This is a genomic window from Nonomuraea antimicrobica (assembly GCF_039536965.1).
GTDB lineage: Bacteria > Actinomycetota > Actinomycetes > Streptosporangiales > Streptosporangiaceae > Nonomuraea > Nonomuraea antimicrobica.
In genome coordinates, this window is record NZ_BAAAZP010000149.1 from 69903 (window position 1) to 83167 (window position 13265).

Consider the following 13265-nt stretch of genomic DNA (forward strand, 5'->3'; position numbering starts at 1 on the left):
CGCCTCTCGATCACCGCGATTACATGCCATGTAATCGACAGGGGCGGACGGCGGCTGGGACGGTGACCCGTATGAGCGACAACAGCAAGGCCGCACGCAACAAGCAACTCGCCCTCCACGGCTTCACCCAGTTCGCGGCGGGGAACATCGACGTGCTCCGTACCCTCTTGGCAGAGGACTTCATCGAGCACAGCCCGGGCAATCCCTCTGGGCGGGAGGCGTTCATCGCGTACATCGCCGAGGCTCCCGTGGCCCGCGCCCGGCTCGACCTCAAACGGGTCATCGCCGACGGCGATCACGTGGTCATGCACTACCACATGGTCACGGACGACGACCCGCGCGGCACCGCCGTCGTCGATATCTGGCGGCTGGTCGACGAGCAGATCGTCGAGCACTGGGATGTCGTCCAGCCGGTGCCGGACGCCGCTCAGGTTCCCCAGGGAATGTTCTGAGCGGACAGAAAGTCCTCCTGGCGACTGCAGAACCTGACAGCACCTGATCCCACATGATCTGCCGCGCCACTCTTTGAAGGGCGAGGCGTCGCAACCGCGGAGGCAGTTCCATGTCGGACGGCACCCGGGTCCGACGGCACCCGGGGAGTCGACGAGACCCGGCATCCGCCCTCTCGCCAGGCCGCACACCGGCACGCCCAGCCCGCCGCGCGCCACGGCCGGACCTTCGACGAAGGGCGGGGTGCTGACAACCAGGGCGAGGGTGGTGGTGCCCGCGTGGCGAAGCCTGCGCGGCAGGGGTCCCTCAGCGTGGGGTCGGGCGGGTAGGGATCGCCGAGTCGGCGGCCGATCTCGCCGTCCGGGGTGTTGAGCGAGGTGAGTGGGTCGTTGGCGCAGTGGTCGACGGCTGGGCCCGTCCTGACACCGGTGCTTCTTCTCTGGCCGGTACGGCGATTTCGGGGACTCAGCGGTCCGTGCCGGTCGCGTTGTAGCCGTAGCGCTTGACCGTCGACCCCGAAGCCACGGGCTGTCCGTTCGGCATGACGGGCTCGGGCAGATCGGGCACCACCTCGCGCAACCAGCTCAGGAGATCCGCGCCGTCGGGCTGCGTCAGCGACTCGACGTGCCGCCCCGGCCGATGGATCGCCAGGTGGCCGGGCTCGAAATCGCCAGGTGGCCGGGCTCGAAGTCGAGCTCGGCGTCCAGGCACGTCATGCCTGGAACGGCCCACAACAGGTCGACCGGATCGGAAGCGATGATCGTCTCTTCGAACTCGCCGACCTGATCCCCGTGTTTCTCGCCCAGCACGACGAGCGAGAGGGAGAAGCATCCGAGTCCGCTCGTGGAGACGGGCATGGGGGATGCCGGGGGTGAGTCGCCCGACGCCAGTGATGCTTCGGCCAGTGCTGTCGCTGCCGCCGCGTCATCGGAATTGAGTGCCAGGGCCCGTTCGGCGGCCGAAGCCAACTCGTCGAGCAGCCGGCTTCTCGCATCCTCTTCTTCCTCCGGATCCTCCCAATGGTCCAGGTCCTGATGCCAAGTCCACTCGTCGTAGAGGAAGGCGACCATGGCGCTGGCCGCCGTCCAGCTCGGTGCGTCAGCGGCAAGAACTCGGTTGCACAGCTCCACCGCCCGATCCCGGCAGTGCGCCATCCGCGCGGCCTTCTCCTCCTCCCAAGGGTCCCAGGAGTCTGGGGCGCAATCCTGACGGATCTCGGCGGCGGCCGTCGCATACAGGTTGATCAGGGCGCAGGCCGCCACGGGATCGCCTCCGCCCGAACGGTCAGGCGTTCTTCCGCCTCCCAGCGCTCATTCGGGCGGAAGAATGCCCGATCCCGGCGCAAGGTCAGCAGCCGACCGAGCTCCCGATCGGCGGACGCGTCGCCGTCATCGGCCGCAACGCGCAGGACTTCGGCGGCCTCCCCGATGCGGCCGCCTCTTATCAGGCGATGGGCTCTGGTGACCGCGTCCTGTGGCGTTGTCATGGCCTTCTCTCTGATAGCCGCGGCTTCCGGTACCCACCGGTGACCAGGCGCGGACCGGGGCCGGCCGGTCGGCCGCTCCTGTCGCCTGACCCGATGTCGATCATCCCGAATCGTCGGCATGACAAGATCAACGATCAATTGTCATGACAACCGGCGTGAGCAACTGCCGACTTCGGTGAGCAGCGGCGGCATTGGGCGGGGTGGTGGCGGCCTGTCGGTTGTGGGCGGGGCTGAGATGGTTTCTGCGCGCCTGGCACGTCGGGGTCGGGCACGGACTCCGGCCTCCGGGTGGCGGTCGTCGACCGGAAGTTTGGGCGGCGTACACGGGCATCGTGGGAAATTCGCACTTGCCGGAGGTCGAGAAGTGAGAAAGTTGCCGTCGTTGCGTAATTGTTGGATGGGTGGGTATCCCGCCACGGCGAGTAGTACTACACTCCGTAGAGCAAGCCAGTCTCATCCACGTGAGCCACAACAGCGTGATCCTAAGCTGAGGCTGCTCCCTCGGGAGTAGGAAACAGTCAACTCAGGGCGGACGCGCACGCCACCGGCAGGCAGGCAAGCTCACAGGGTTCGCACGTCCGAGGCGGGCGACGGGAACACTAATGCAAGCCGTGGAGGAAACCGATGCGCCTGCGTCACAATGACGGAACGCTCGTTCACCTCGCCTACAACGCAGGCGTCCACCCCGCTGAGGATCTGGAGAACCTCATCGCGCACCTGACCCGCTACGCGGTCCCCGTGCGCAAGCGGCTGGGCGTGGAGCGCATGGGCATCGGGCTGTGGCTGTCCCCGAGCGTGGCCGACCACCTCACGGCCGACCGCATCGAGCTCGTACGGCTGCGCCGCTCCCTGGAAGAGCGCGGCCTGGAGGTCGTCAGCCTCAACGGCACCGGCGGACGCAACCAGGAGGTCCCCGGCCCCGACTGGGCCAAGCCCGAGCGTTACCGCTACACCATGGCGCTGGCCAAGATCCTGGCGTTCCTGCTGCCGGAGGACGTACGGTTCGGCAGCATCTCGACGATCCCGATCGGCTGGCGCCGCGACTGGCCCACAGACCTGCACACCATCGCCACCCGGCGGCTGGAGCGGCTGGCCCGCGAGTTGCGCGGCATCTACAGCACGACCGGCAAGACGATCAGAGTCGGGTTCGAGCCGTGGCCCGGGTGCGTGCTGGAGACCACCGAGCAGGCGCTTGAGCGGGTGGGCGGCATCGACTCCGAGCACCTGGGCGTCTGCCTGGACGCCTGCCACCTCGCCTGCGGGGCCGAGGAGCCCGGGGCGGCGCTGAAGGGGCTGGCCGAGGCCGGGGCGCCCGTGGTCAAGCTCGGCCACGTACACAACCACACGGGTGAGACGCCCAGCACGGGCGCGGTGCTGCAGGACACGTTGACGGCCATGCTGTCGGGCGCGGTGAGCGGAAGCGCGCACATCGAGGTCGAGACGCACAACCTGACCGTCCCGGGGCGGGCCAAGGGGCCGGGGGCGCTGGTGTCGCTGCTGGCCGAGGAACTGGCCTGGGCGCGGACGAACCTGACCAGCCTCGGGCTGCAACTCGCCGCATAGGCCCTCTGGTGCCCGGCCGGCGCGTCCCGGTGCCCACGGGCGTATCTCCGGCCCTCCCCTCGTAGGCGCGTCTGGGCGCTCGGCGGCGCGGGCGACGCCAAGTTCAAGTCGCCGAGTCCAAAGGGCGAGTGTGGCCCGGTGTGGAGGCGGGGCTCGGTGGGGTCGTCGTTGAGGGCTGGGGTTCAGAGGTTGGTGAACCAGCTTGGGGTGTCCAGGCGCCAGGGGTTGCCCGGCGTCATCGTGCGTAGGTCCGACTCCAGGGCGGTCAGGCGTTCCTCGCCCAGTTCGTCGGCCCAGCGGCCGCGCAGGGTGTCGAAGATGCGGGCCGAGAGGTGGAGGGCCTCCATCCCGTACGGGGTGAGGCGGACGAGCTTGCGCCTGGTGTCGTGTGGGTCGGTGGTGCGTTCGGCGTAGCCGACGCGTTCGAGGGCGTCGATGGTCTTGCCGGCGGCCTGTTTGGAGACGCCCAGCGTACGGCCCAGTTCGACGGCCGTGGTGCCGTCCGGGCCGATGGCCTGCATGACGAATCCGTGCATGGGTCTCATGTCGGGGTGACCCTGCCGGGCCAGCTCGGCATGCAGTTCGTCGATCAACATCCGGAACGCGAGCAGCAGCCGCAGGGGCAGCTCGAAGCCGTGGCTTGACACGATAGACAACCTGGTTAACTATATGGACAACGTAGTTGCCTATCTTAGGGGGTTGACGGCATGGCCGTCATACGTGACGCCGAAGCGCGTCGTTCGGAGACTCCGAGCGGGGTCATGACGACGTTCGCCTCGCCGACGCAGGGAGGGGCCTCCAGGGCCCTGTGGAAGGTCGAGGCGCGGCCGGGCGCAGTCGGGCCCGAGCACGACTTCGACAGCGAGCAGGTGTGGAGCTGGGTCGCCGGTGCGGCGACCGTCGAGCTGGGCGGGCAGACGTACGCGGTCGCGGCCGGCGACACGGTCGTCATGCCGGCCCGTACGCTGCGGCGGGTCCTGGCCGACCCCGTCACCGGCTACACCGCCGTCGTCACGGCGCCCGCCGGTGCCCGTGCGCTGGCCGCCGACGGCGCCGACTACGGCGTACCGCCGTGGATCGCGTGAGAGGAGCCGCAAATGCCGGTTGTCAAGGCGGTGGACGCGCGCAGGACCGAGACCCCCAACGGGGTCATGACCACCTTCGCCTCCCCGACGCAGGGGGCGGCCGGGGCGGCCGTGTGGCGGGTGGAGGCCAGGCCGGGAATGGTGGGGCCGGTGCACGCGTTCGACGCGGAGCTGGTGTGGACGTGGCTCGCCGGCTCCGCGGTGGTCGAGCTGGGCGGCGAGCGGCATGAGGTGGCCGCGGGCGACACGATGGTGCTACCCGCGGACGTAGGGCGGCAGATGTTCGCCGACGCCGCGCACGGGTTCGTGTCGGTCGTGGTGGCCGGGGCCGGGGCGCGGGCGTACAACCCGGGCGGGGTGTCGGAGCCCGGCGCGTGCGACCTGGCCCCCAAGGACGACGAACGGCTCGTGCCGCCCTGGATGAGCTAGCCCTGGACGAAGCTGGGCCCTCAGGAGTGGGGGAGGCAGGTGAGACCGGGTAGAGCGGCCGTGCCCGCCAGGGCTGGGCACTCAGGCGTGGGGGAGGCGGTAGGTGCCGTCGTCGAGCGACTCGGCCAGGCCGTCGGCCACCAGGCCGTCGAGGGCGCGTTCGCGCTGCACCGCGTCGTCCCACACGACGTCGAGCGCCGCCTTGGGGACGGGGCCGTGGGCCGCGCGCAGCACCTCCAGCAGGCGGCCCCGGCACTGGCGGTCGGTGCCCGCGTACGTCTGGCCCTTGCGCGCGGGGCCTGAGTGCGGCGGCTTGCCCGCCAGGCGCCAGGCGCACACGTGCGCGATCGGGCAGTCGGCGCAGCGCGGTGCGCGTGCCGTGCACACCAGCGCCCCCAGCTCCATCACCGCCACGCCCCAGCGGGCCGCGCCCAGCTCGGGCAGCAGGCTCTCCGCCAGCCGCCGCTCGGCCGCCGAGGTGGCGGTCGGCGGGTATTCCTCCGCGCGGACCGACCTGGCGAACACCCGCCGCACGTTGGTGTCGAGCACGGCGTGCCGGCCGCCGTAGGCGAAGCTGGCCACGGCGGCCGCGGTGTATTCGCCGATGCCGGGCAGTGACAGCAGGGTCGCGTGGTCGGCGGGCACCTCGCCGCCGTGCTCGTCGGTGATGGCGCGGGCGCAGGCGTGCAGGCGCAGCGCCCGGCGGGGATAGCCGAGCCGGCCCCAGTGGCGCACGGCCTCGCCGGGCTGCTCGGCGGCCAGGGCCTTGGGGGCGGGCCAGCGTTCCATCCACTCGTGCCAGACGGGCAGGACGCGTATGACGGGGGTCTGCTGCAGCATGATCTCGCTGACCAGCACACCCCAGGGGGTCGCGTCGGTCGCCCGCCAGGGGAGGTCCCGGGCGTTGTCCTCGTACCAGTCCAGAACGGGGGCGTGCAGGAGGTTCGGTTCAACCACAAGGTCAAGCGTATTCGGAGATGGCGCCCTTCGGCGTGTCGTCACTCTTCGTCGTCGCCCGCTCACCATCCTTGGGCTATGGACCCCGATACGATGCGTGGTGACGGCGGTGACATCTACTGGCGGCGCCGGATGAGCGTACTGGTGGCAGTGCTCGTCGTGGTGGCCGTTGTGGCGTGGGCGTGCTCCAGCGGGGGCAGCGGGCCCCAGCGCACGTCCGGTGCCCAGTCGTCGCCGAGCGTCGGCGCCACGCCTTCCGCCGATCCCCTGCTGGCGGGGCTGCGTACGCTGGCCATGGGCACGGCCAGCCCGTCGCCGACCCCCACGCCCTCTCCCAAGGCGGCCCCCCAGGAGCGTCCCAGGCGGCCCGGGGAGCCGTGCGCGGAAGACGACCTCGTGCTCAGCCTCCAGGGCGGCAGGGAGCAGATCTACGCGGGCGACTCCCGGCCCAGCTTCCTGGTCACGTTGGTGAACACGGGCCCGGTGATGTGCACGGCCGACGTGGGGCCGCGCGCGATGGAGATCCGCATCACCTCGGGGGCGGACCGGATCTGGTCCACCGCCGACTGCGTGAGCGGTGAGGGGAGCGAGGTCAAGGAGCTGCAGCGCGGGGTGCCGTACGTGCGGTCGCTGGAGTGGGACCGTCGGCGGTCGAGCTCCGACTGCCGGTCGACGCCGCCGGCGGCCCTGCCGGGGACCTACGTGACCACGGTCAGGATGGGGAAGCTGCGCACCGACAAGGGGATCTTCCACCTCCGCTGAGCGGCCCCCGAAGGTGTGGAAAGGGTCAGACGTAGCGTTCGAGGATGGAGGACTCGGCCAGGCGGGAGAGCCCCTCGCGGACGCTGCGGGCCCGCGACTCGCCCACGCCCCCCACCACCTGCAGGTCGTCGATGCCGGCCGCCAGGAGCTTCTGCAGGCTGCCGAAGTGGTCGACCAGCCGGTCGACCACCGTGGCGGGCAGGCGGGGCACCTTGGCCAGCAGGCGGAAGCCGCGCGGGCTGACCGGGCTCTCGAGCTGGTCGGCGCCGCTGTGGCCGAGGACGCGGGCCACGGCCGTGAGGTCGAGCAGATCGGTGCCCGACAGCTTGTCGAGGCCGTGCAGGGCCTCCACCAGGCGCCTCTGGCGGCGGCCGGACGGGGCCGGGAGATAGTCGCGGATGACCAGCTCGCGCTCGGAGTCGACACCGGCCACCAGCTCGTCGAGCTGCAGCGAGAGCAGACGGCCGTCGGTGCCCAGCTCGACCACGTAGCCCTTGATCTCGTCGGAGATGCGGCGGACCATCTCCAGGCGCTGCGCCACGGCCGACACGTCTCTGACCGTGACCAGGTCTTCGATCTCGAGGGCGGACAGGGTGCCGGAGACCTCGTCGAGGCGGTGCTTGTAGCGCTCAAGGGTGGCCAGGGCCTGGTTGGCCTTGGACAGGATGGCCGCCGACTCCTCCAGGACGTAGCGGATGCCGTCGAGGTAGAGGGCGATGATGCGCATCGACTTGCTGATGGCGATGATCGGCAGGCCGGTCTGGCGGGCCACCCGCTGGGCGGTGCGGTGGCGGGTGCCGGACTCGTCGGTGGGGATGGACGGGTCGGGCACGAGGTGCACGGCGGCACGGACGATCTTGTCGTCGCCGCTCACCACGATGGCGCCGTCCATCTTGGCCAGCTCGCGCAGCAGGGTGGCCGAGAAGTCGACGTCGAGCTCGAAACCGCCGCTGCAGACCTCTTCGACGACCTTGTTGTAGCCGAGCACGATCAGCCCGCCGGTCTGCCCGCGCAGGATGCGCTCCAGGCCGTCGCGCAGAGGTGTGCCCGGCGCCACAGCGGCCAGGGCTTCGCGACGCCGGTCGTCCGGACTCCTATCCACCTGACCCCCGTGTCGATCGGTCACCTCAGCTTAGCCGTGCTATGTGACGTGTGTGAGAGCGTCCCAGACGTTCTCCGCCTGCACCACCTCGAAGCCGGGCGCGAACGCCACCGGCCCCACGGGCACCAGCGCGCGCTGGCCGGGGCGCTTGCCGGTGCCCTCTTCGAGCGACCCGGCGGGCACCAGGGCGCGCTTGAAGCCCAGCCGCGCGGCCTCGGTCAGCCGCCTGCGCACGTCTTTCACGGGGCGCAGCTCGCCCGCCAGGCCCACCTCACCCAGCGCCACCAGCCCCGGGGGCAGCGGCTTGTCGCCGGCGGCGCTGGCGACGGCGAGCATGACCGACAGGTCGACGGCCGGATCGGCCAGCTTGATGCCGCCGACCGTGGCCGTGAACACGTCGCAGCCCCCGAGCCGGGCGTTGAGCCGACGCTCGAGCACGGCGAGGACCATCTGCACGCGGTAGGTGTCGAGACCGGACGAGGTGCGCCGGGGCTGCTGGGCCTCGGTGCGGGCGACGAGGGCCTGCACCTCGGCCGGCAGCGGGCGGGTGCCCTCGACGGTGACCGTGACGCAGGTGCCGGGCACCGGCTCGCTGCGCCGCGAGACGAACAGCCCGCTCGGGTCGGTGATGCCCTCGATGCCCCGCTCGTGCAGGTCGAAGCAGCCGATCTCGTCGGTGGGGCCGAACCGGTTTTTGATCGCGCGCACCATCCGCAGCCGGGAGTGGCGGTCGCCCTCGAAGTTGAGGACCACGTCGACCAGGTGCTCAAGGGTGCGGGGGCCCGCGATGGAGCCGTCCTTGGTGACGTGGCCGACGAGGACGGTGGCCAGGTTGCGCTCCTTGGCCAGGCGTACGAGGTTGGCCGCCACCTCGCGCACCTGCGTCACCCCGCCGGGCACGCCCGTGGCCTGCGCGGAGCCGATCGTCTGGACCGAGTCGACCACCAGCAGCCGGGGCTGGACCTTCTCCACGTGGGTCACCAGGGCCGACAGCTCGGTCTCCGCAGCCAGGTAGAGCTGGTCCTGGATCGCGCCGATGCGGTCGGCCCGCAGCCGCACCTGGGCCGCCGACTCCTCGCCCGTCACGTAGAGGACGGTGGCCCGCTCGGCGATGCGCGCGGCGGCCTCCAGCAGCAGCGTGGACTTGCCGATGCCCGGCTCGCCGGCCAGCAGCACCACCGCGCCGGGCACCAGACCGCCGCCCAGCACCCGGTCGAGCTCGGCCACGCCGGTGCTGCGGGCGGTCGCCACCTCGGCCTTGACCTGGCCGATCGGCAGGGCGGGCGCGCTGGTGGCGCCGGCCTGGACGACGTTGACGCCGCGGGCGCCCTCTTCGTCGACCGTGCCCCACGCCTGGCACTCACCGCACCTGCCCACCCATTTGGTGGTGCGCCAGCCGCATTCGGCGCAGCGGTATCCGGGTTTCTGGGCAGTCTTGGCCATGTGGAGCAGGCTAGCGCCCGGCCCCGACAATCTTCGAGCGCCGGACGCCGGCCCGGCCGTGTGCCTCCCAGACCGACTTCCTAGGCGAGGCCGAGCTCCGAGACCAGCATGCGCTTCGGCTTGGCGCCCACGATCTGCTTGACCGGCTCGCCGTTCTCGAACAACAGCATCGTCGGCACGGCCATCACCCCGTAGCGGGCCATGATCTCAGGATTCTCGTCGGTGTTGAGCTTGCCGATCTTCAGGCCGTGCTCGGCCTCGATCTGCTCCAGCACCGGGCCCACCATCCGGCACGGCCCGCACCACTCGGCCCAGAACTCGACCAGCACCGGCTCGTCGTTCCTGAGCACCTGCTCCTCGTAGTTGTCGGTGGTCAACGTGATCATCTTCATCCCCTCACAAAGCAGCCTGGGCAAGACTGGGCGAGCTGGGCGGCCACCTCGGCGCGGCGGGCCAGCAGGACGCGGATCTCCTGGTCGATCTCGTCGAGCTTGCGCTCGTAGACCTCGACCGACTCCGCGCACGAGCCCCCGGTGCTGTGCCCCCGCCGCAGACAGTCCACGAACGGCCGGGTCTCCGCCAGCGTGAAGCCGATCTGGAGCAGGGCCCGGATCTCGGAGACCAGCCTGACGTCGTCCTCGCTGTAGTCGCGGTAGCCGTTGGTCCCCCGGCGGGCGCTGAGCAGCCCGTGCTGCTCGTAGTAGCGGAGCGAGCGGGTGCTCACCCCGGTGCGTTCCGCCAGCTCACCGATGCGCATACGCCCACGGTAGACGTTGACACCGGCGTCAATGTCAAGCCTCAGAAGTAGCGCCAGCGCAGCACGTTGGGGTAGGCCAGCTCCAGGCCCGGCGTCTCGGCGATGGCCTGCTCGGCCACCTCGGGTGCGAACTCGATGCGCAGCACCGCCTCCAGGTCCGCCCGCCGCTCGAAGGCCATCGTGAGGTCGAGGGGCCGGCGCTGCCAGCCCTGACGGTCCCAGAACGCCTCGACCTCACGCGCCGAGTACGCCGGCACGGTCCGCGAGAACCAGCGGCCGAACGACCCCCGCGTCGCGTCGAGATCGACGACGAAGGCCGCCCCGCCGCGGCGTACGACCCTGGACAGCTCGCGCAGCCCCGGCTCGCACCCGGGACCGAAGAAGTACGCCCACCGCGCGACGGCCACGTCCACCCCGGCGTCGGGCAGCGGCAGGTCCTGGGCGGTGGCGGCGTGCACGGTCACGTTCGCCAGGCCCGCGCAGCGGCGGCGGGCCAGCGCGGCCAGGTCGCCGTGCGGCTCGACGCCGATCACCCGCTCCGCCTCGGCGGCCAGGACCGGCAGGTGGTAGCCGGTGCCGCAGCCGACGTCGAGCACGGTGGCGCCCTTCCACGGGCGCAGGGCGCGCATCGCCGCGTCGGCCGCGCCCTCGGGGTCGACGGCGCGGTTTTCCAGCTCGTAGACCTGGGGCGTGTGCCAGATGTTCGGGCTGGGGATGGCGCCCTTGACGATCCGTGGCATGCCCCAACGCTAGGGCCTCCCGCCCGCTGGCCGCGCCCGGTGCCAGGGCGGCCTGAGGGGCTTGGCACGCTGCGCCGCCATGGCCTGCCGCGCCAGAACGGCTTCTCCGGCTTAGGCTGGCTACGTGGCTGATGTCATCCGCGTGCCCAATGCGAAGATCGCATTGTCCACTGCTTCGGTATATCCGGAACGCACTCCTGACGCGTTCGAGCTGGCCGCCCGCCTGGGCTACGACGGCGTGGAGATCATGGTCGGCGCCGACCCGGTGAGCCAGGACATCGACGTGATCGAGCGGCTTTCCGAGCACTACGAGGTGCCCGTCCTGGCCATCCACGCGCCCTGCCTGCTGGTCACGCAGCGGGTGTGGGGCCGTGACCCGTGGGCGAAGCTGGTCAAGGCGCAGAAGGCGGCCGAACGCCTGCGGGCCTCGACGGTCGTGGTCCACCCGCCCTTCCGCTGGCAGCGCGAGTACGCCCGCGACTTCGAGACCGGCCTGGCCAGGATGCGTGACGAGACCGATGTCACGTTCGCGGTGGAGAACATGTTCCCGCTGCGGGCCAGGGGCAACGACGTGGTCCCGTACTCACCTGACTGGAACCCGATCGACTACGACTTCCCGCAGGTCACGCTCGACCTGTCGCACACGGCCGTGTCGGGCTCCGACGCCATGGAGATGGCCGTGAAGCTGGGCGACCGGCTCGCGCACCTGCACCTGGCCGACGGCCTCGGTGTCACGAACAAGGACGAGCACCTGGTGCCCGGCAGGGGCAACCAGCCGTGCGCGCCGATGCTGGAGCGGCTGGCCAACACCGGCTACAAGGGGCTGGTGGTCCTCGAGGTCAACACCAGGAAGGCGGCCAGCCGCACCGAGCGGATCGACGATCTCGCGGAGGGTCTCGCCTTCGCCCGGCTCCATCTGGCGGCATCCACATGAGCACAGGACCGATCAAGGATCTCGGCAGGTCGTTCGACCGTGTGGCTGACGCGTACGACGAGGGCCGCCCGAGCTACCCCGACGAGGTGTACCGCGCGCTGACCGAGGTGTCGGGCGTCGAGCTCGACGGTGCCACGACGGTCGACGTCGGCGCGGGCACCGGAATCATGACGTGTGCGCTCAGGGCGCGCGGCGCGCGGGTCTTGGCGGTCGACCCGGGGGAGCCGATGCTGGCGCGGCTGGTGTCCAAGGTGGCGGCCCAGCGGGGCACGCCGGTGGCGGCCGTGCTGGGTGACGGCAACGCGCTGCCGCTGGCCGACGGGGTGGCCGACCTGGTGACGTACGCGCAGTCGTGGCACTGGCTCGACCCGGCGACCTCGATCTCCGAGGCCAGGCGGGTGCTGCGGCCCGGGGGCGCGATCGCGGGCTGCTGGAACCTCAACCACGCGGCGCAGGCCGACTGGCTGGCAGCGTACGAGACCCGGCTGGCGGAGGAGGTGCCCGCCTACTGGGGCCCGGCGGTGGAGGAGTGGTCGGTGCCGCCCATCGCCTCGGCCTTCGAGGTGATGGCCGAGCGCTGGATCCCCTGGACCAGGCTGGTCGGCATCGAGCAGTTCCTGCTCGACCTGCGCTCCCACTCCTACATGGCGGCGCTGTCGCGCGAGCGCGCCGACGAGGTGGTCGAGCGGCGGCGGGCGGAGCTGCGTCAGGCGTTTCCCGAGGGCGTGCTGTCGGTGCCCGTGCGGGTCTATCTGGCGGTGGGCCGGTGACGCGAGCGCGCGGCATCCGGACGATCGGGCGGCTGCACGGAGCGCGTCCATGAGCGACGGGGCCATGAACGACGGGGCCATGAACGACGGGGCCATGAACGACAGGGCCATGAACGACAGGGCTGCGAACGGCGTGCGCGCGGGGAGCGAGGCCGGGCACGCCGACAAGCGGCGTCCAGGGCGCAGGCCCGGCTCGGCCGACACGCGCGGGGAGATCCTCACGGCGGCGCGCAGGGTGTTCGCCGAGAAGGGGTTCGACAAGGCGACCGTGCGCGGCATCGCCAGGGAGGCCAAGGTCGACCCCGCCCTCGTGCACCACTACTTCGACACGAAGGAGGGCATGTTCGTCGAGGCCATGCGCCTTCCTGTCGACCCGCAGACGATCATCCCGACGCTGCTGACGGGGCCGCGCGAGCAGGTGGGGGAGCGGCTGGTCCGGCTGGTCCTGGGCGTCACCGCGGACGAGGAGACGCGCGCGCCGATGGTGGCGCTGATCCGCTCGGCCATGACCAACGACCAGGCGGCCGCGATGTTCCGTGAGTTCATCACGCAGGCCCTGCTCCACCAGGTGGCCGACCGGCTGGGCGTGGCGCACCTGCGGGTGGAGGCGGCCTTCGCGCAGATGCTCGGCGTGGTCATGGCGCGTCACGTGCTCAGGCTGGAGCCGCTGGCGAGCGCCGAGCACGACGAACTGGTGGAGATCCTGGCGCCGACCATCCAGAGGTATTTCACGGGATAGAGCATTGTTCTGGAGACGGCGATGACCTTAGGGTATGTCGCGCGTGAC

The 13265-nt window shown here is 71.1% G+C and carries 17 protein-coding genes; 8 read left to right on the plus strand and 9 right to left on the minus strand.

Annotated elements, in window-relative coordinates; genetic code table 11:
* The first annotated feature begins 71 nt into the window (after positions 1-71).
* The gene (locus ABD844_RS36950; protein ID WP_344888614.1) at positions 72-452 is read left to right on the plus strand and encodes a nuclear transport factor 2 family protein; all 381 of its coding nucleotides are present in this window, start codon (positions 72-74) and stop codon (positions 450-452) included.
* 609 nt (positions 453-1061) lie between these two features.
* Here ABD844_RS36950 and ABD844_RS36955 read toward each other — a convergent pair.
* Both ABD844_RS36955 and ABD844_RS36960 read right to left on the minus strand, forming a co-directional pair.
* Positions 1062-1712 carry a hypothetical protein gene (locus ABD844_RS36955; RefSeq protein ID WP_344888617.1) on the minus strand — a complete coding sequence of 217 codons (651 nt, stop codon included), beginning with the start codon at positions 1710-1712 and terminating at the stop codon, positions 1062-1064.
* A complete protein-coding gene (locus ABD844_RS36960; RefSeq protein WP_344888620.1) occupies positions 1694-1936 on the minus strand; it encodes a hypothetical protein in 243 nt (80 codons plus the stop codon). Before ABD844_RS36960 ends, ABD844_RS36955 begins: the two co-directional genes overlap by 19 nt.
* Positions 1937-2560: 624 nt before the next feature.
* Between ABD844_RS36960 and ABD844_RS36965 the strand changes: the two genes are divergently transcribed.
* Positions 2561-3499 (plus strand): sugar phosphate isomerase/epimerase family protein, encoded by a 939-nt coding sequence (locus tag ABD844_RS36965; protein WP_344888623.1) that lies wholly within the window; start codon positions 2561-2563, stop codon positions 3497-3499.
* A 182-nt stretch (positions 3500-3681) separates the two neighbouring features.
* Here ABD844_RS36965 and ABD844_RS36970 read toward each other — a convergent pair whose 3' ends face one another.
* On the minus strand, positions 3682-4146 hold the full coding sequence (locus ABD844_RS36970) for a MarR family winged helix-turn-helix transcriptional regulator (RefSeq protein ID WP_344888903.1): 465 nt from the start codon (positions 4144-4146) through the stop codon (positions 3682-3684).
* Positions 4147-4206: 60 nt separating this feature from the next.
* Between ABD844_RS36970 and ABD844_RS36975 the strand changes: the two genes are divergently transcribed.
* Together ABD844_RS36975 and ABD844_RS36980 are read left to right on the plus strand one after the other, a co-directional pair.
* Entirely contained in the window at positions 4207-4584 is a 378-nt protein-coding gene (locus ABD844_RS36975; RefSeq protein WP_344888625.1) for a cupin domain-containing protein, read from the plus strand.
* A gap of 12 nt (positions 4585-4596) precedes the next feature.
* Positions 4597-5013, plus strand: coding sequence for a cupin domain-containing protein (locus ABD844_RS36980; RefSeq protein ID WP_344888627.1), 417 nt, complete (start codon positions 4597-4599; stop codon positions 5011-5013).
* A gap of 81 nt (positions 5014-5094) precedes the next feature.
* On the opposite strand, the gene ABD844_RS36985 is transcribed toward ABD844_RS36980, so the two are convergent.
* Positions 5095-5970, minus strand: coding sequence for an HhH-GPD family protein (locus tag ABD844_RS36985; protein ID WP_344888630.1), 876 nt, complete (start codon positions 5968-5970; stop codon positions 5095-5097).
* 78 nt (positions 5971-6048) lie between these two features.
* Here ABD844_RS36985 and ABD844_RS36990 point away from each other — a divergent pair, with 78 nt between their 5' ends.
* Positions 6049-6732, plus strand: coding sequence for a hypothetical protein (locus ABD844_RS36990; protein ID WP_344888633.1), 684 nt, complete (start codon positions 6049-6051; stop codon positions 6730-6732).
* Positions 6733-6757: 25 nt separating this feature from the next.
* Here ABD844_RS36990 and disA read toward each other — a convergent pair whose 3' ends face one another.
* The 5 genes from disA to ABD844_RS37015 form a co-directional block, all read right to left on the minus strand.
* Positions 6758-7834, minus strand: coding sequence for a DNA integrity scanning diadenylate cyclase DisA (gene disA, locus ABD844_RS36995; RefSeq protein ID WP_344888636.1), 1077 nt, complete (start codon positions 7832-7834; stop codon positions 6758-6760).
* Between the two features lie 39 nt (positions 7835-7873).
* On the minus strand, positions 7874-9277 hold the full coding sequence (radA, locus tag ABD844_RS37000; protein WP_344888639.1) for a DNA repair protein RadA: 1404 nt from the start codon (positions 9275-9277) through the stop codon (positions 7874-7876).
* A gap of 80 nt (positions 9278-9357) precedes the next feature.
* Complete coding sequence (trxA, locus tag ABD844_RS37005) at positions 9358-9663, minus strand: thioredoxin (protein WP_344888642.1); 306 nt, start codon at positions 9661-9663, stop codon at positions 9358-9360.
* A gap of 2 nt (positions 9664-9665) precedes the next feature.
* Positions 9666-10034: a MerR family transcriptional regulator gene (locus ABD844_RS37010; RefSeq protein WP_344888645.1), complete on the minus strand. Its 369-nt coding sequence runs from the start codon at positions 10032-10034 to the stop codon at positions 9666-9668.
* A gap of 41 nt (positions 10035-10075) precedes the next feature.
* Positions 10076-10774, minus strand: a complete 699-nt coding sequence (locus ABD844_RS37015) for a class I SAM-dependent methyltransferase (protein ID WP_344888648.1) — start codon at positions 10772-10774, stop codon at positions 10076-10078.
* Positions 10775-10898: 124 nt separating this feature from the next.
* Here ABD844_RS37015 and ABD844_RS37020 point away from each other — a divergent pair, with 124 nt between their 5' ends.
* Genes ABD844_RS37020 through ABD844_RS37030 form a run of 3 tightly spaced genes read left to right on the plus strand, consistent with a single transcriptional unit; the run spans position 10899 to position 13217 of the window.
* On the plus strand, positions 10899-11708 hold the full coding sequence (locus ABD844_RS37020; RefSeq protein ID WP_344888651.1) for a sugar phosphate isomerase/epimerase family protein: 810 nt from the start codon (positions 10899-10901) through the stop codon (positions 11706-11708).
* Positions 11705-12478, plus strand: a complete 774-nt coding sequence (locus ABD844_RS37025) for a class I SAM-dependent methyltransferase (RefSeq protein ID WP_344888654.1) — start codon at positions 11705-11707, stop codon at positions 12476-12478. The genes ABD844_RS37020 and ABD844_RS37025 overlap by 4 nt, the downstream gene beginning before the upstream one ends.
* A gap of 49 nt (positions 12479-12527) precedes the next feature.
* Positions 12528-13217, plus strand: coding sequence for a TetR/AcrR family transcriptional regulator (locus ABD844_RS37030; RefSeq protein ID WP_344888657.1), 690 nt, complete (start codon positions 12528-12530; stop codon positions 13215-13217).
* Positions 13218-13265: the final 48 nt, after the last annotated feature.

Bases quoted from the DNA above. Each gene is read 5' to 3' on its own strand.
- ABD844_RS37015 (WP_344888648.1), bottom strand. From the start codon at position 10,774: ATGCCACGGATCGTCAAGGGCGCCATCCCCAGCCCGAACATCTGGCAC.
- trxA (WP_344888642.1), bottom strand. From the start codon at position 9,663: ATGATCACGTTGACCACCGACAACTACGAGGAGCAGGTGCTCAGGAAC.
- ABD844_RS36975 (WP_344888625.1), top strand. From the start codon at position 4,207: ATGGCCGTCATACGTGACGCCGAAGCGCGTCGTTCGGAGACTCCGAGC.
- ABD844_RS37025 (WP_344888654.1), top strand. From the start codon at position 11,705: ATGAGCACAGGACCGATCAAGGATCTCGGCAGGTCGTTCGACCGTGTG.
- ABD844_RS36990 (WP_344888633.1), top strand. From the start codon at position 6,049: ATGGACCCCGATACGATGCGTGGTGACGGCGGTGACATCTACTGGCGG.
- ABD844_RS37030 (WP_344888657.1), top strand. From the start codon at position 12,528: ATGAGCGACGGGGCCATGAACGACGGGGCCATGAACGACGGGGCCATG.
- ABD844_RS36980 (WP_344888627.1), top strand. From the start codon at position 4,597: ATGCCGGTTGTCAAGGCGGTGGACGCGCGCAGGACCGAGACCCCCAAC.
- ABD844_RS37010 (WP_344888645.1), bottom strand. From the start codon at position 10,034: ATGCGCATCGGTGAGCTGGCGGAACGCACCGGGGTGAGCACCCGCTCG.
- ABD844_RS36950 (WP_344888614.1), top strand. From the start codon at position 72: ATGAGCGACAACAGCAAGGCCGCACGCAACAAGCAACTCGCCCTCCAC.
- ABD844_RS36960 (WP_344888620.1), bottom strand. From the start codon at position 1,936: ATGACAACGCCACAGGACGCGGTCACCAGAGCCCATCGCCTGATAAGA.
- radA (WP_344888639.1), bottom strand. From the start codon at position 9,277: ATGGCCAAGACTGCCCAGAAACCCGGATACCGCTGCGCCGAATGCGGC.
- ABD844_RS36965 (WP_344888623.1), top strand. From the start codon at position 2,561: ATGCGCCTGCGTCACAATGACGGAACGCTCGTTCACCTCGCCTACAAC.